The 17427-nt window shown below is 52.7% G+C and carries 14 protein-coding genes and 1 tRNA gene; 10 read left to right on the top strand and 5 right to left on the bottom strand.

Going from position 1 to position 17427, the window contains the following annotated elements; translation table 11 throughout:
* Positions 1-83: 83 nt before the first annotated feature.
* Entirely contained in the window at positions 84-1361 is a 1278-nt protein-coding gene (locus HOJ08_08365; GenBank protein ID MBT5673447.1) for a hypothetical protein, read from the bottom strand.
* Between the two features lie 251 nt (positions 1362-1612).
* Here HOJ08_08365 and HOJ08_08360 point away from each other — a divergent pair, with 251 nt between their 5' ends.
* The 6 genes from HOJ08_08360 to HOJ08_08335 all read left to right on the top strand — a co-directional run bounded on the left by HOJ08_08360 (position 1613) and on the right by HOJ08_08335 (position 10758).
* Complete coding sequence (locus HOJ08_08360) at positions 1613-2452, top strand: glyoxalase (protein MBT5673446.1); 840 nt, start codon at positions 1613-1615, stop codon at positions 2450-2452.
* 65 nt (positions 2453-2517) lie between these two features.
* A complete protein-coding gene (locus tag HOJ08_08355; protein MBT5673445.1) occupies positions 2518-3372 on the top strand; it encodes a fumarylacetoacetate hydrolase family protein in 855 nt (284 codons plus the stop codon).
* Positions 3373-3450: 78 nt separating this feature from the next.
* A complete protein-coding gene (locus tag HOJ08_08350; protein ID MBT5673444.1) occupies positions 3451-6471 on the top strand; it encodes a molybdopterin-dependent oxidoreductase in 3021 nt (1006 codons plus the stop codon).
* A 12-nt stretch (positions 6472-6483) separates the two neighbouring features.
* Positions 6484-7365 carry an oxidoreductase gene (locus HOJ08_08345; protein ID MBT5673443.1) on the top strand — a complete coding sequence of 294 codons (882 nt, stop codon included), beginning with the start codon at positions 6484-6486 and terminating at the stop codon, positions 7363-7365.
* 266 nt (positions 7366-7631) lie between these two features.
* The gene (locus tag HOJ08_08340) at positions 7632-9416 is read left to right on the top strand and encodes a thiamine pyrophosphate-binding protein (GenBank protein ID MBT5673442.1); all 1785 of its coding nucleotides are present in this window, start codon (positions 7632-7634) and stop codon (positions 9414-9416) included.
* Positions 9417-9459: 43 nt separating this feature from the next.
* Entirely contained in the window at positions 9460-10758 is a 1299-nt protein-coding gene (locus tag HOJ08_08335) for a hypothetical protein (protein ID MBT5673441.1), read from the top strand.
* Positions 10759-10828: 70 nt separating this feature from the next.
* Here HOJ08_08335 and HOJ08_08330 read toward each other — a convergent pair whose 3' ends face one another.
* Both HOJ08_08330 and HOJ08_08325 read right to left on the bottom strand, forming a co-directional pair.
* Positions 10829-11506, bottom strand: a complete 678-nt coding sequence (locus HOJ08_08330; protein ID MBT5673440.1) for a cysteine hydrolase — start codon at positions 11504-11506, stop codon at positions 10829-10831.
* A 13-nt stretch (positions 11507-11519) separates the two neighbouring features.
* Positions 11520-12509 carry an amidohydrolase gene (locus HOJ08_08325; GenBank protein ID MBT5673439.1) on the bottom strand — a complete coding sequence of 330 codons (990 nt, stop codon included), beginning with the start codon at positions 12507-12509 and terminating at the stop codon, positions 11520-11522.
* A gap of 187 nt (positions 12510-12696) precedes the next feature.
* Here HOJ08_08325 and HOJ08_08320 point away from each other — a divergent pair, with 187 nt between their 5' ends.
* Complete coding sequence (locus HOJ08_08320) at positions 12697-13566, top strand: polysaccharide deacetylase family protein (protein ID MBT5673438.1); 870 nt, start codon at positions 12697-12699, stop codon at positions 13564-13566.
* Positions 13567-13568: 2 nt separating this feature from the next.
* Here HOJ08_08320 and HOJ08_08315 read toward each other — a convergent pair whose 3' ends face one another.
* The gene (locus HOJ08_08315; protein ID MBT5673437.1) at positions 13569-14333 is read right to left on the bottom strand and encodes a glutathione S-transferase family protein; all 765 of its coding nucleotides are present in this window, start codon (positions 14331-14333) and stop codon (positions 13569-13571) included.
* A 148-nt stretch (positions 14334-14481) separates the two neighbouring features.
* Between HOJ08_08315 and HOJ08_08310 the strand changes: the two genes are divergently transcribed.
* A complete protein-coding gene (locus HOJ08_08310; GenBank protein MBT5673436.1) occupies positions 14482-15117 on the top strand; it encodes a DUF4126 domain-containing protein in 636 nt (211 codons plus the stop codon).
* A gap of 10 nt (positions 15118-15127) precedes the next feature.
* On the opposite strand, the gene HOJ08_08305 is transcribed toward HOJ08_08310, so the two are convergent.
* Positions 15128-15204, bottom strand: a tRNA-His gene (locus HOJ08_08305).
* 304 nt (positions 15205-15508) lie between these two features.
* Between HOJ08_08305 and HOJ08_08300 the strand changes: the two genes are divergently transcribed.
* Positions 15509-15847: a P-II family nitrogen regulator gene (locus HOJ08_08300; GenBank protein ID MBT5673435.1), complete on the top strand. Its 339-nt coding sequence runs from the start codon at positions 15509-15511 to the stop codon at positions 15845-15847.
* 84 nt (positions 15848-15931) lie between these two features.
* Positions 15932-17344, top strand: a complete 1413-nt coding sequence (gene glnA, locus HOJ08_08295; protein MBT5673434.1) for a type I glutamate--ammonia ligase — start codon at positions 15932-15934, stop codon at positions 17342-17344.
* Positions 17345-17427: the final 83 nt, after the last annotated feature.

Genomic DNA, 17427 nt, shown 5'->3' with positions numbered 1-17427 from the left:
TGATGTTGACGGCATGCCGCGTTGGCCCCAATGATGAAAAGGGCGTCTCCTGGAATCAGGTGACGCCCCCCCCAACAGGTTACTTAGTCACACTTTATGGACTTCGCCCGGGATTTTGATCCCTTATGGGTGATTGTGCAGGTCATGCCCGCTTTAACCGCAGACCGCTTCGCTTTTTTGCCAGCGATTGTGATCTTCGTTTTGGACTTGGAGACCTTCACCGTCACCTTGTGGCCACCGGCCTTGAAGGAAACCCTGCGTCCTTTGCGTTTCACCTTGGACACCTTGACCTTGCTGGTCAGCCAGGGAATCTTGACCTTGACCAGTTTGACCTTGGTGGACTTGGTTGTGACTTCCAAAGCCCGTTCGATCAGTTTCTTATCCGTCTTGAACAAATTGGCAATCAAGACATCCAGTTCCGCACCGGTGACAGGGTTGATGTCGATGCGCTGCTTTTTGGCGTCTTTCAGGAACTCTTTGTCCTTCAAAACCCCCATAAAGCTGGTGCGCAACAGCTCCAACCGTGCTTTCGGCAGGCCCGGGGGTGCGATATAGGGACGCCCCACCGATTGTGGTGTCAGGATGAAGTTCAGCAATTGGCGCTGTTCATCGGTTTTAGCGAAAGACTTGACCAACGGCACGCCCTTCAACTGCGGATGAGACGTCAAAGACAGTTGCAGCAAGATGTTGACCATTTTGCCTTCCATCCAGGTCGGCTTCATCGTCTTGATGGACGATACCGACCAGCCACAACGGGCATCCACTTCGCCCCGTTCCAATGCCAGAACAATGGCCGAACCAGCTGGATAGCCGTGATAAACTTGGAATTGGGTGCCAAACATGTTGTTCAGGAAATAGGCCGATGAATAACCAAGGGAACGATGATGGGTCGCGCCCAGTCTCACCGGCTTTTTCTTGGCATCCTCAAGGCTTTTAACGTTGATTCGCTTCGCTGCGACACAAACGCCGTAACCTTGATCGGCAGAACCGATATAGCCAAACTTGGTGGCATCAAACCTGACACCGCTTTTCGCGGTAAGCGCCGATGTCGTCACCGCTTCACGATAGGATGCCAGAATTTCTGTGCCATCACGCCGCGACTTGTTGGCAAGATAACTGGCTGCGACCAGGCCCTGTGCCCCTTGTTTGTGTTTGACCACAAACCGGGGATCACCGGGAAGATGCCGGTTCCAATGCCGCGCAATGGCCCGGGCATAAGATGCATACCCGCCACCGGGGCTTGCCGCCACATAGAGCGTTATGCGCTTGCCTTTGTAAAAATCAGCAGCCTGTGAAGCACTGCCAAAGGCAAATGCGCATAAGGCAACCGCTAAGCCACTCAAAAATCTAAATGTTTTCATAGAATTCTCCCTGATGACCGAATTTTCCGGTTCATTTATGGTTTTTTACAACGCCGGGGTTTTCCCCGATCCCTAAACACAAAAACGATAATGTTTTCAGGTTGCCGCCCAACCGCACATAAGACAACCCATTTTTATTTTTGAATGAGGCATTTTCCCCCGGCCCCAAAGATGTTAAATGACGCATAAGACCGTGCCATAATAAGGGTCGTATAAAAATTCAGGCAGAACACGTCACAAGGAAGCGTCTCATGACAGTCCAATCCCCGCTGTGGCCAGCGCGGTTGCATCACATCAAGATCACATCGGATCAGCCCGCCATCCTGTTGGATTTTTACCAGCGTGTGATGGAACCAAAAATTTCAGAGGTCACCGATGGCCTGTGGCACCTTGAAGGGGCAGAGCGCAATTTCCTGATTGGTCGTGGCCCCCGCAACGGGCTTGGCTTTTCTGCCTTTGCCATAGACGAGGTCGATCGCGTCCATGCCTTGAAAACATATGTTGCCGATCAGGGGATTGAAACATTGCCATCCCCCACCCCCTTGTTTGGTAAAGAAGCGTTTGCCGTCAAAGACCCCGATGGCAACACCTTGGTCTTTGGCACCCCTGAGGCCCAAAGCACCGGCACAGATCGATTGCCGGGCAGGCTTCAACACTCTGTGGTTGGCACGCCGCAACTGGATGCATTGATTGATTTTCGGCTCAAGCTAGGCTTTGTCATTTCCGATGAGGTAAAAGACGAAGACGGCGCCCTGACCGCCGTGTTCCTGCGTGCAGACCCCGAGCATCATTCCCAGGCCATGTTCAATACCCGTGAGCCAAAATTTGATCACTATTCCATGGAGACAACATCGTGGAATGACATCCGCGACTGGGCGGATCATCTGGGGGATATGCGGATGGAGCTTAGCTGGGGCCCGGGCCGCCATGGACCGGGCAACAACCTGTTTTTCATGATCCCCGATGCCGATGGCAACATGGTGGAATTATCTGCTGAAATAGAACTGATGGATAAAGACATGCCCGCACGTCTTTGGCCCCATGAACCCCATACGCTTAATCTTTGGGGTGTCGCATGGATGCGCAAATAAAAAAGGCATGGATGCGCACATAAATATTTAAAACCAAAAATAATCAAACACAGGAAGAAACACCGATGAAACTCTCCAGCTATACAAAAGACGGCACAGAACATTACGGCGTGGTTACCGATGATGGTGGCATCATTGATTTGACATCACGGATCGGCGACACCTATCCCGATCTTAAATCCCTGATTGCAGGGGATGGCTTTGCCGCCGCCACAGCCGCAATCGATGGGCAATCTGCAGACCTGTCTGTTGATGATATTGACCTGCTTCCTGTGATCACCAACCCGGACAAGATTATTTGTGTGGGCCTCAATTACAAAGCGCACCGCGAAGAAACCGGCCGCGCGCCCACCGATCACCCCGCACTTTTTCTGCGCTTTGCCGATACCCAGATCGGCCACGACCACCCCATGATCAAGCCCTCAGCATCGGACAGGTTTGATTACGAAGGCGAACTGGCCATCATCATTGGCAAGGCCGGGCGTCACGTAAAAGCAAAAGATTATGCCTCAATCATTGCCGGCTATTCCATTTACAACGATGGCAGCGTGCGTGATTTCCAGAACCACACCATTCAGTGGACGGCTGGCAAAAACTTTCCCCACACCGGCGGTTTCGGCCCATGGATGATGACGGCCGATGAACTGGGTGATCCCACCCAACTGGAGCTAACCACGCGGCTGAATGGCAACGTGATGCAAAACACCACCACGGACCTGATGATTTTCGACATCCCCACCTTGATCGAATACATCACGACGTTCACGGAACTGCGCCCAGGCGATATTATTTCAACCGGAACCCCCGGCGGGGTTGGCCATAAACGCGACCCACAGGTCTATATGAAGGACGGCGACACGGTCGAAATTGAAATCAGCAAAATTGGCACATTGGTCAATCAGATCGCCGCAGAAAAATAAGAAAAATAAGAAAAATAAGAGAAATAAGAAACTAACTAAATCACTCAAGCAGCAGACAAGACAACGCGGGACCCAATTATGAAGCTTTCCCTATTTTCGCTGATTCTCTTTGGCCTTAAACTGGTGATGCGCTATTCGGCGTGGCGCTATCCGGCTTTTGCGAAACGGTTATCTGAAAAGAATTTCACGGCCCAGTTTAAAACGGCCGATGATTCAGAAGGCCGTTGGTTCCGTTTCAAAGATGGCCGGATGACATCAAGTGGTGGCATTGATGGGGATGCCGAAGTTGTCCTCAGCTTCAAGAATGCAAAAATAGCCGCAGGGCTTTTGATGCCCCCCATCGATCAGCAAGAACAAATCGATGCCCTGAAAGATTTTAAGCTATCCATGACTGGCCCGGACGAACTAACCAGCTGGTTCACCCGCACGATCCTTTTGACCCAGACCCAAGGCTGGAAATACGGCACCAAACAAGCCGATGGTTCCATGCGTTACACCTCCATGACCAATGGCGGCCCGGTCTTTTCATATGTGAAAGACGGCAAGATATTGCGCATCACCCCCATCGTCTTTGATGATGATGATCCCCAACCCTGGACCATCAAGGCCAAGGGCAAATCCTATACCCCACCGCGTAAAACCACCCTTGCCCCCCATGGCCAGAATTTTAAATCCATCATCTATTCCCCTGATCGCTGCCTGCACCCGATGAAGCGGGTCGATTTCGATCCCAAAGGTGAGCGCAACCCTCAGAACCGGGGCGTCTCTGGCTATGAACGCATCAGCTGGGATGAAGCGCTGGATATTGTTGGTGATGAAATCAAGCGCATGAAAAAAGACCACGGCCCGGGCGCCATTGCGTCTTCCCATGGGTCCCATCACACCTGGGGCAATATTGGCTATTACCTTTCGGCCAATTTCCGGTTCATGAATGCCATCGGCCACACCGAAGTTCACCACAACCCCGACAGCTGGGAAGGCTGGTACTGGGGTGCCACCCACCATTGGGGCCACAGCCTGCGGGTTGGGCAGTGCGAATCCTATGGCACCGTCGAAGATTGCCTGAAGAACTGCGAAATGATCGTGTTCTGGTCAGCCAACCCCGATGCCACATCCGGTGCTTACGGCGCATGCGAAGGCACGGTCCGGCGCCAATGGCTAAAAGACAGCGACATCAAAATTGTTCACATTGATCCCTACTACAATGACACCGCACAATTTATTGGTGGCAAATGGATCGCGCCAAAGCCCACCACGTCACCCGCACTGGGCATGGCATTGGCCTATATGTGGATCACTGAAGACCTGTATGACAAAGATTACGTCGCAAAACGCACCACGGGATTTGATAAATGGAAATCCTATCTGTTGGGCGAAGAAGACGGCATTCCCAAAACCCCTGAATGGGCAGAAGCCGAAACCGGCGTTCCCGCCCGAACCATCACCGCACTTGCCCGCGAATGGGGCACCAAGCGCACCTATCTGGGTGCAGGCGGTTGGGGCAATGGCCATGGCGGTGCGTGTCGCAATGCCACCGGCATCCAATGGGCACGGGTCTGCGTCTGCCTGATGGCCATGCAGGGCCTTGGCAAACCCGGCATCAATTTTGGCAATTTACAATGGGGCACACCGGTTGATTTCAACTTCTATTTCCCGGGCTATGCCGAAGGCGGCATGTCAGGTGATATGGAACACACGGCCATGGCGGTTGAACTGTTTCAACGCATGCCGCAATTGCCCACCATGAATACGGCCAGCCAAAAAATTCCACGGCTTGAATTCCCCGAAGCCATTTTAAAAGGCAAGGCTGAAGGGTACATGTGGGATGGCAAAGCCATCGAGTCCCAGTTCAACAAAATCAGCTATCCGAAACCGGGCCAGGCTGCGGTTCGCATGCTTTATAAATATGGCGGGTCGGCCATTGCCACCATGCCCGATTCAAACCGCTGGGTTGCGGCGTATCGTTCCAAAAATCTGGAATTCGTCGTCAACCAGAGCATCTGGATGGAAGGCGAAGCAAACTTTGCCGATGTCATCTTGCCCGCGTGCACCAATTTTGAACGCCCCGATATTTCCGAATGGGCTGGCCTTGGCGGCTATGCCCATCACGGACAGATGCAGTTGAACCACCGCGTCATTGTGTTCCAACACAAATGCATTGAACCCATGGGCGAATCCCGATCTGATTTTGAAATCTTCAACGACATTTCGAAACGTCTGGGGCTCTCTGCTTATTTTTCCGAAGGCATGACGGAACTCGATTGGGTCAAACGCCAGTTTGATGCCACCGATCTTCCGAAACATATTTCGTGGAAGAAATTCCTGAAAAAAGGCTATTACGTCGTGCCAGCAGAAAAAGAAAAACTGCGCGCACCTGTGGCGCTGAACTGGTTTGCCGATGGCCGCAAAAAAGACACGCCGGAGCCCCACCCCCTGCCATCAGATTATTCCGAACAATTCCTGGAAGGGCTGCAAACCCAATCGGGCAAACTGGAATTTGAATGCGAAAGCCTGAAGCGGTTTGACGCAGATGATCCTGAACGCCCACCGATTGTTAAATACAACCCGGCCTTTGAAGGCCCCATCGATGCGGCGCGCTTTGCCAAATACCCACTCCAGCTGTTAACCCCGCACCCAAGATTCAGTTTCCACACCCAAGGGGACGGCAAAGACAGCTTCCTGAACGATATCCCCGACCATCGGCTTTTGGTGGATGGACATTATTATTGGGTTATCCGGTTGGGGGCAGAAGAAGCCGCCAAGCGTGATGTCAAACATGGCGATCTGGTCAAGGTGTTCAATGAACGCGGTGCCGTCATTTGTGCCGCATCGATCACCAATCGCCTGCCATCTGGCATCGCGCACGGTTATGAATCATCAGCCAATTACGAACCCATGGGTGAGCCCGGTCGTTCTGTGGATCGGGGGGGCTGTCTCAATCTGTTATCGCCCAAACGGTCTCAGATAAAACAGGCCCATTCCATGGCGGCCTCTAGCGCGCTGGTAGAGATCGAACTTTGGGATGGTAAAACCGAATATATTTCTGAAAGCTATGAGACGGCCCGCGAAGGCGAAGTCCCTCTGGCAAGTGATGCGTAAGGAGCGATTGATATGAAAAAATGGAACATCGTCATTGACGTCGCTGAATGCACCAATTGCAATCTGTGCACCCTTTCAGCCCAGGATGAATATGTTGGCAATGAATGGCCCGGTGTGGCCGCAGAAATGCCCAAACACGGTCACCGCTGGATTGACATCAAACGCAAGGAACGGGGCCAGCCCCCACTGGTTGAAGTCGCCTATATGCCGGTCATGTGCCAGCATTGCGATGATGCCCCCTGCATCAAGGCGGCAGAAAATGGTGCCGTCACAAAACGCGACGATGGCATTGTTATTATTGATCCGGAAAAGTCCAAAGGCCAAAAGGCCATCATGGAAGCCTGTCCTTATGATGCGGTTTTCTGGAACGATAAACTGAACATTCCCCAGGCGTGGCCTTTTGATGCCCATCTTTTAGATGGTGGCTGGGAAGAACCAAGGGCCGTGACCGCTTGTCCTACCGGGGCCTTCAAAAGCCTGAAGGTTGAAGATTCAGAAATGGCCCGGTTGAGAGAAGCCGAAAGCCTGAAAGACCTTGATCCGGCTGCCGCTACAAAACCGAGGGTCCATTACAAGAACCTTTACCTGTTCCGGAAATTCTTTGCCGCAGGCACCGTTGCCGGCATTATTAACGGCCGCGATGAATGTATCAAAGACGCCACCATCAGCCTGTCAAAGGGCGATAAAGCCACAGCCAGAACCATTGCTGAAACCACAACGGATGCCTTTGGCGATTTTAAAATTGATCGCCTGGACGCCGCATCCGATGCAACGGGGGATGGCTATCACATCACCATCACCAAAGAGGGCTTTCAGCCCCAGTCGGTCGATTTTGACCTTAAAGATAGTCTGACCCTTGACGTTTTCCGTCTGGAAGCTAAAAAAGGGGCATAAGGAAAACAAACACTGCTAGGATCAATCCAACATCTGCACTTTAATTCCGGTGCACCACAAAAAACTGATCAGGGAGAATACATATGGCCAAAGCCACAAAAAAGCGCGCCGCACCTAAGAAAAAGGCGCCCGCAAAGAAAACATCGCTCAGAAATGCCGCCACGTTAAAGGCTGCAGCTAAGAAATCAGCCCAAGTCAAAAAAACCAATCAGCTGGATCGCCCCGCCAAATTGGGCAATCCCCGTTTGGGTTGGGCCAGTGACATCATGGCCGAAACCGTTCGCAAGATCGATTTCAAATACATGGCCCTGGTCCCCGGTGCCAGTTATCGCGGCTTCCATGATTCCCTCGTCAACTATCTTGGCAACAAAGACCCGCAGATGCTGATCTGTCTGCACGAAGAACATTCCGTCGCCATTGCCGATGGCTATGCCAAAGTAACCGGCGAACCCATGGCCGTTGCCATTCACACCAATGTCGGCCTGATGCATGCCTCCATGGCCATCTTCAGCGCCTATACCGATCGAGTGCCGATGGTGATCTTTGGTGCCAACGGTCCCATCGATGCCAACAAGCGTCGCCCCTGGATCGACTGGATTCACACCACCAAGGACCATGCAGCACTGATCCGCAATTACATCAAATGGGATGATGAGCCCCAGGGCCATGAAGCGATTGTTGAATCGATCTATCGGGCCAACCAGATCGCCCGGACCGTGCCCACAGGACCGACCTATGTCTGTCTGGATGCGGGCTTGCAGGAAGAACCGGTGAAAAACATCAAAATCCCGTCCGTGGATCGTTATGAACCGTTCGATCCGCCTTCGGCATCCAGATCCCAGGTCCGCGAAGCCATCAAATTGATCAAGGGTGCAAAACTGCCCTTGATGATGATCGGCCCAGTTGGTCATGACAAAAAAGCCTGGAACAACCGCATTCGTTTGGCCGAAGCGCTTGGCTGTGCGGTGCAAACCCATCTGCGTTCCGGAGCAGTGTTCCCAACCGAACATCCCCAGCATGTCGCCCCCAGCTGTTTCCGCCCGTCAGAGGAAACCAAATCACTGGTCCAAAAGGCCGATGTGATCCTCAATCTTGACTGGCTGGATTTTGCTGGATTCTTGCGGCTTTGCACCGGCAACAACCAAACCCAGGACCCAACCAATGCAACGGTCATTCAGGTCACCGTGGACCAGACCATGCACAATGGCTGGAACATGGATTATCAGGCCATGCCTGCGGTTGATCTGAACATCGGGGCAGATCCCGATACCTTCATCAACCAGATGTTGGATGAACTGCGTGTCAAACCGGGTGCCAAAGCCAAAGTGAAACCCGCCGTGGCACGCATTCGCCATTGGACTAAAACCCGCCAGGCCAAAATCAAGCCAATCAAGACTGGCCTGATGACGGCGGTGGACTTCCACCAGATTACCGGCAAATTCATGGATGATCATCCAAAGGCCGCCCTTGGCCGTGCCTCGACCGGCTATAATGGCTTTGTTGCACGGTTCCGCGATCCCCTTGCCTTTATGGGCAATGATGGCGGCGGCGGGGTTGGTTCTGGCCCAGGTCAGGCTGTTGGCATGGCGCTGGGGCTTCGTGACCTTGGCCGTTTGCCGGTGTTCACCCTGGGTGATGGCGATTATCTCATGGGCGTTAACGCGCTCTGGACCGCATCGCGCATGCGCATCCCGATGATGGTGGTGGTCATGAACAACCGCTCCTACTTCAATGATGAAGCCCATCAGCATCACGTTGCCGATGTTCGGGGGCGTAATGCCGATAACCGCTGGATCGGCCTTCGCATTGATGATCCGGCACCCGACCTTACGGGCTTTGCCGCAGCGCAGGGCTTTGATACCTCTGGCCCGGTTCATAATGCCGAAGAATTGATCGCCGAAATGGAACGCGGTCTGAAAATTGTCGCCAAGGGTGGCCGCTTCATGATCGATTGCTGGGTTGAGCCCGATGATGCTTTGGCCCGCAGACGTGCCGATGGTGGCCGTGGCGAAAAAGGCAGCAATAAAGGTGCCGGTCGCGGCGGCGCTTAAGTAGTCCAAAAACAGACTTTTAAACGATAACAGGGAGAATGTTATGAAACTATCACAATTGGGAACAGCCATTGCCGCACTTGGCATGGCCTTTTCCTTCCAGCCAAGTACGGCCAGTGCCGATGCCATTTCTGATTTCTATAAAGGCAAGCGGATGACCATGCTCATCGGCCTGTCATCTGGTGGTGGCTATGACCGTTACGCGCGTTTGACTGCGCGTTACATGCAGAAATACATTCCGGGCAAACCCACGCTCATTTCAAAGAACAAGACCGGTGGTGGCAGTATCGTTGCCACCAACTACCTGTACAATGCCGCCCCCCAGGATGGCACGTTTATCGGTGCCGTTCAGCGCGGTGTACCGGTCGAACCTCTGGTCAATGGCAAGGATTCCAAAGCCCAGTTTGATCCGCTTAAATTCAACTGGATTGGATCGTCCAACCGGGAAACCTCCATTGCCATTGCCTGGCACACGTCTGGGATCAAAACCTATAAAGACCTGTACACCAAAGAACTGATTGTTGGCGGCACCGGTGTGGTCACCGATTCCATCGTGACGGCCAATGTTTTCCGCAACCTTTTGGGGATGAAGTTCCGGCCCATCGCTGGCTATCCCGGTGGGTCTGAAGTTGATCTTGCCATGCAGCGCGGTGAAGTCTTTGGCCGGGCCACATTTTCCTGGTCCAGCTTTAAAGTCCGCCGCCTGAAATGGCTCAAGGAAAAGAAGGTCAATATCTTGTTCCAGATGGGTTCAAAGCGGAACAATGATCCGTTGTTGAAAGACGTGCCTTTGGCCCTTGATTTTGCCAAAGATAAAAAGACCCGCCAAATCCTGTTCCTGAAATTTGCCGTTGGCGATTTTGGCCGTCCCTATGTGGTCGGACCCAAGGTTCCCAAAGCCCGCGTTGCAGCCCTGCGTACAGCCTTTGACATGGCCATGAAGGACAAAGACCTTCTTGCCAATGCCAAAAAATCACGCATGACCATCAACCCGGCCACCGGCCAGGAAGTCACGGACTTACTGACCCAAATGTATGCCTCCCCACCGGACGTCGTCGCAGGTCTGCGCAAAGCAGCCCTGCCCCTCGAAAAGGTCCAAATTGCCAAAGTGCCGACCATCGTCGCCACGGGCAAGATCACCAAGATCAAAAAAGGTGGTCGCCGGGTTTCCTACAAGGGAAAAGTAAAAGGCAAAAAAGCCAAGAAGAAGCTTAAGGTTTCCGGCCGCCGGACCAAAGTCACCATCGGTGGCAAGAAGGTCAAGCGTTCGAAGCTGAAAGTCGGCATGAGCTGCACCTTTACCCATAAGGGCTCATCTGCAAAATCTATCGCTTGTAAATAAATTACAGGCTTAAAGAAAAACCCCCGGAGGAAACTCCGGGGGTTTTTTTGTCTGAATTTTCTACAAAAAATTAGGCGTTAAGCTTTTCCACCAATTGATCGGTGGTTTGAACATCACCGAAGGCCAGCAGAAATTTCCCCAATGTATGGGTGTGCATCATTTCCGTATGATCGGCATTGCCATCGGCCACCATGATGGTCCGGTACCCCCACATACTGGCATCGCGCGCCGTTGATTCACAACAAGAACTGGTGGAAACACCAGCAATCAACAAGGTGTCGATACCGCGCGCCTTTAACATGTCATCGAGTTCCGATGGATACGGGATAAAGGCAGAATAGCGCAACTTGGTCGCAATGGCGTCACTGTCTTGAACATCGCAGGGGGCATAGATACCAAAGCCCTCGCCATCTCGGGCCAGCAGTTTTTGCCGTCTTGCCCAGCCTTCCGCACTGGTGGCTTCGCGGCGATTGGCCCAGTCATCGGGGTCCGGTGGGGCTTCGGTCTGAACCCACACCACAAACCCACCGGTATCACGGATGGTTTGCGCCAAACGATTGATGTTTGGCACAATGTCCTGGGCAGAGGGGGTAAAGGACGGCATGCCTTCCTTTACGAAATAATCCTGCATATCAATGACCACCAGCGCCGTTTTCACAGGCACCAACGTGGTATAGGCATTGACTTGGCCATTTCGTTTTGATCTGGCGCGTTCCAGAAACTCTGGATCAATCGGTAAATCTGGCATCACAAACTCCGGCTTAATTCATCTTCAATAAATCACGTGCCGTACCGCCCATGATGGCGTCCCGTTCCGCGCCACTTAAACCCTCAACTTCGTTGACCAATGCCACCGGGTCTGGCTCGCCCATGTCATAGGGTCGATCCGTGCCAAGCATCACGTGATCCGCACCCACCATATCCACCAGATAGCGGATTTGCTCGGCCCGGAACACGACGGTGTCAAACCACATATTGGGCAGGAAGGATGACGGCGGTGCATCGGTGTGTTCCCGGCATTCCGTGCGTTCCCGCCAGGCATGATCAAACCGCCCGACATAGAACGGGAAGAACCCGCCGCCATGGGCAAAATAGAACTTAAGCTTTGGATGGCGGGCAATGACACCTGAATGGATCAGATGCGAAATAGCCAGCGTCGTTTCCAGCGGGTTCCCCACCACATTGGACATGTAATAATCGCCAAGGCGCTGGGGATGACTGAAGCCCTGTGGGTGGACATAGATCATGGTGCCAAGCTCTTCTGCTGCGTCCCAGAAGGGCTCTAGCGAGGTATCAGAGAGTTCCATGCCGTTGATTTCTGTGGGAAACCGAATGCCGCGCAGATCAAGATCATTAACCGCACGCTGCATTTCAGTGATGGCCAGATCAACATGATGCAATGGTGCCACCCCCATGGAAACAAACCGGTCCGGATAGGTTTTGACAATGTCTGCGGTGCGATCATTGATGCACGCCGCAACGGCCTGAGAAAGGTCAGTATCTGCCTCATAAAAGCCCCGTGGCGGTGCCGGGCTGAGGGCAGAAATATCCACCCCGATTTTATCCATGTCTTCAATGCGTTTTATGGGGTCTGCCAGAACGGCTTCGCGTTCTGCCTGGGCTTGGGAAATGCCAATGCCCCCCTGATTTTTTGCTGCTTCGCCAACCGCACCCTTTTCAGCGGCCGCTTTCATCATGTCGCGGGATTCTTCGACGACAAGATGGGCATGAATATCAATAACACTGACCATTGTTTTCTCCCTGAATGGTTCTTTTTTTTAACAGACCCTGTCCTCTAAGAAGTCAGGAACGGGGTATTGAGATGAAAATATCACGCCATTGCATTGGATCAAAAGGCTTTCGTCCATTATTGACATCTCCTTGGCCAAGCCCCCATAAATAAAGCAACAACAAACAACGATGATTTAGGAAATTGTGATGAAACCGACCCTTACCGGCCCCTTCGATTATGTTCCCCTGCCCAAACGGCCCAAAATTAAATGGCCCAATGGTGCCCGGGTCGCGGTGTGGATCATCTTAAATGTTGAATATTTCCCGCTGGATCAACCCATTCCAAAAGGCACCGGGCATACGCCCGACGTTGTCGGCTGGTCTAAACGCGATTACGGCAACCGCGTCGGGTTCTGGCGGCTTTTGAAACTGTTTCAAAAATATGGCTTTCCCGTCACCGCCAATACCAATGTGGACATCTGCGATGCCCACCCTGAAATCATTCAAGCCGGCATTGATGCGGGATGGGAATTTATGGCCCATGGCGAATCCAATTCCCGCCCCATGCACAAAATTGATCCCGATCAAGAACACAGCGTCATTAAAAATACGCTGGATAAACTGGAATCTGCCACGGGCAAACGACCCAAAGGCTGGATGGGTCCGGGCATGCATGAGACCTGGAACACCCTTGATTATCTGGCCGAAGAAAAGCTGCTCTATTGTGCCGATTGGATCAATGACGACCAGCCCTACATGATGCGCACACCTGGCCACGAAATCGTTTCCATGCCGTATGGCGAACATCCCCATGACAACGGGGCCATCAACCGCATGCATTATTCACCGGCCGAATTTGAGCAAATGATCAAGGATGCCTTCGACACCCTTTATGAAGAAGGCGCGGAAACAGGCATGGTGTTGCCCATCGGCTTGCACCCGTTTGTTGCCGGCCCCCCATATCGCATCAAGGCAGTGGAACGGGCACTGGAATACATCAACGGGTTTGACCATGTGTGGAAGGCAACGGGATCAGAAATTGCCGAACATTATCTAAAATCGGGCTCTACCTTTTAAGGCTAATCCAGCCCCAGCGCCTTTCGAATGGCAGAAATGCTGGCGTCATGGCCTTCAAAGAAAAAGGCCTTTTCATACGCAGGGCGTTCAGCTATCGCATCGCACCAATCGCTCACCCGTGGCCATGTACCGCCCAATAGCAGATCCGGGCGCAAATCATTGATGCGTTCAACAAAAGGCACCATGGCAATATCGGCAAGGCTGTAGAACGACCCGATCAGCCACGGGCCAGCAATTGCAAGGGCCGCTTCCATGCGATCAAAGGTCAATTCCATTTCGGAATACGCCGCTTTGAATTCGGATTCTGTAAAGCCTTCTCTGGCGGTCGCGCGCCACCGTTCACGGCGTTCAGCAGTAGGAATTTTGGCCAGATATTGATCCAGTTCCGCATCGGTGAATTTGCTGGCAACCGGGCGCGATAATTTATCCCAGGTCGGCACATAAACGGCCTTGTAGGCATGTTCATCGGACCATTTGGTCCAAAGCCCCATACGGGCACGATCATAGGCGTTTTCGGGGCTAAGGGCCGGGCTTGACCAAACATCGTCAATGTATCCAATGATCAGGGTGGATTCGACAATGGCACGCCCGTCATGGACCAGGGTCGGCACCACCCCGGATGGATTGAGCGCCAGATAGTCCGGATTGTGTTGTTCAAATTTTTGAAGATTGACCAATCGGCTTTCAAATTCCAGCCCCTTTTCAAACAGCGTCAAGCGCACCTTCTTAGAGCACGTTGAAGCCAATCCGTGATACAGGGTGATCATAAAACCGGGCCTTTCTAATTCTATAAAATTTGGCTTTCCAAGCAGCCTGTGTCAGCATATTGCCACAGATGGCGACAAACAATGCGCCAGATTAAGCACTTAAATCAAAGGAGCACCCGTGGACACCATTGAAACAATCTCGCTGGCTATGGGGGCGGCATGGGGGAGCGGCATCAATTTGTATGCTGCCATATTAACCCTTGGCGTCATGGGCATCACCGGCAGCGTCACCCTGCCCGCCGAATTGCAGGTGCTCAGCAATCCTTTGGTCATTGGTGCCGCCGGACTGATGTATGCGGTTGAATTTTTCGCAGACAAAATTCCAGGCGTTGATACCATCTGGGACGGCTTGCACACTTTTGTGCGCATTCCAGCCGGTGCCATGCTGGCCGCCGGTGCGGTCGGCGAATTAGGGGCCGGGGCAGAGCTCGCCGCCTTAATCGCCGGTGGCAGCCTTGCTGCAACGACCCACGCCACAAAGGCTGGCACCCGTGCCGTTGTTAATGCATCCCCGGAACCCTTTTCCAACTGGACCCTGTCCATCGGCGAAGACATGGCCGTTTTTGGCGGCGTTTGGGCCGCCTTGCAGCATCCCTGGCTGTTTAGCGCTGCACTAATCGTCTTTATTCTTTTGATGGTCTGGATTTTGCCCAAAATCTGGCGAGGCATCCGCAAGGTCTTTGGCTGGTTGTTCCGAATGCTGGGGTCAAAAGATCAACCAGATGCGCCACAGACCGAAACGTCTGAAGCGACAGGGGATAGTGAGAACAAGCCAGAAGCCTGAAAAAGGGAAATGGGGCGAGTGAGGGGGCTCGAACCCCCGACCTCCGGAATCACAATCCGGCGCTCTAACCAGCTGAGCTACACCCGCCACAAGGAAGGCGCCCTTAGTAGTGAATTGGCAAACCCCCGTCAAGATGCCAATAGGGTTGCGTTTAAAACAACATTTTCTGGATGATCTTTTTTATGACTTTACGCATCACTGCCCGTATTTTAGACAGCCTGCCCGATAAATAGGCTATTTTATCACTCCGAACCGATGCCCAACACTGCAAATAGGTGCCAACGCATTGATTATATGACTATAATAAGGTTGGCATGGCTCCTGCTATGGGAGTCTGAACGGGGTTTATCCCCTGCCCCATCAAAGACGACGAACCTGGGAATACAAAGCCATGAAAAAAATTGAAGCGATCATCAAGCCATTCAAGCTCGACGAAGTGAAGGAAGCCCTTCATGAAATTGGCCTACAGGGAATGACCGTCACCGAAGCCAAGGGTTTCGGTCGACAAAAAGGCCACACAGAATTATACCGTGGGGCTGAATATGTGGTGGATTTCCTGCCCAAGGTCAAAATCGAAATTGTCATGGAAGACACGCAGGCCGAACGTGCCATTGAAGCCATTACCCAGGCTGCGCGCACAGGCCGCATCGGGGACGGTAAAATATTCGTCTCCAATGTCGAAGAGGTCATCCGTATCCGTACCGGCGAGACCGGCGATGAAGCCGTCTAATCAGGCTTATCTGCCCCTCTCCACCTCATTCAGGCCGCTAAATTGGCTGATTAAATAACCTAAAAAATAAGGGAAAGCTGAAAAATGTCCGACGATGTCAAAAGAGTTCAAGCGATGATCAAGGAAAACGACGTCAAATATGTCGATTTCCGATTTACCGATCCACGCGGCAAATGGCAACACACGGCCCAGGCCGTCAATACCGTTGATGAAGATATGTTTGCTGAAGGCATCATGTTTGACGGCTCAAGCATTGCCGGCTGGAAGGCCATCAATGAATCTGACATGAACCTGATGCCAGACCTGTCAACGGCGGTCATGGACCCATTCACAGCGCAGCCCCAATTGATCCTTTTCTGCAACGTTCTGGAACCAAGCACAGGCCTGCCCTATTCCCGCGACCCGCGCTCCACAGCCATCAAGGCTGAGGCCTACATGAATTCCACCGGCGTTGGTGACACCGTCTATTTTGGTCCCGAAGCTGAATTCTTCGTCTTCGACAGCGTCCGTTTTGGTTCTTCTCAGGAGCACACGTTCTACAAGATCGATTCCGAAGAAGGCCCATGGTCCAGCACCAAGGAATTCGAAGAAGGCAATTTCGGCCATCGCCCAGGGCCAAAGGGTGGCTATTTCCCCATCCCGCCTGTCGATTCCATGACCGACCTTCGCGCGGAAATGACCACCGTTATGATTGAAATGGGTCTGGATATGGAAAAACACCACCACGAAGTGGCCCCTTCCCAGAACGAACTGGGTATCAAATTCAACTCCCTGTTAGCAGCCGCCGATGACCTTCAGGTCTATAAATACGTTGTTCACATGGTCGCCCATTCCTATGGCAAGACGGCAACCTTCATGCCCAAGCCCGTGGTCGATGACAACGGTTCTGGCATGCATTGTCACCAGTCCATCTGGAAAGGCGGCAAGAACGTCTTTGCTGGATCTGGATATGCCGATCTTTCTGAAACGGCACTGCATTATATCGGTGGCATCATCAAGCACGCGCGCGCCATCAATGCCTTCTCCAATCCCAGCACCAACAGCTACAAGCGTCTGGTGCCGGGCTTTGAAGCACCCGTGCTATTGGCATATTCATCGCGCAACCGTTCCGCATCATGCCGCATTCCCCATGCCACCAACCCCAAGGGAAAACGCGTCGAAATACGCTTCCCCGATCCCACGGCGAACCCCTATCTTGCATTCTCTGCCATGCTGATGGCTGGCCTTGACGGCATTGAAAACAAGATCGATCCGGGTGATGCCATGGATAAGGATCTTTATGATTTGCCGCCAGAAGAACTGGTCAATGTCCCCACCGTTGCCGGAAGCCTGCGCGAAGCGCTTGACGCGCTTTGGGACGACAAGGACTTCCTGCTCAAGGGTGACGTCTTCACCGAAGAACAGATCCAGGGTTATCTCGATATTAAATGGGAAGAAGTCACCACCTTCGAACAAGCCCCCCATCCGGTCGAGTTCTCCATGTATTACAGTTCTTAAGCCAAAAATCTGAATTGGCCCTTTCGGGCCACCTAGCCTACAAACCGGCCTCTCCATCAAGAGAGGCCGGTTATTTTTTTAAC

The organism is Rhodospirillales bacterium (assembly GCA_018666775.1).
Classification (GTDB): Bacteria; Pseudomonadota; Alphaproteobacteria; order SMXQ01; family SMXQ01; genus JABIXC01.
The sequence above is the reverse complement of the archived record's forward strand: the minus strand, read 5'-3'. Positions and strand labels throughout refer to the sequence as shown.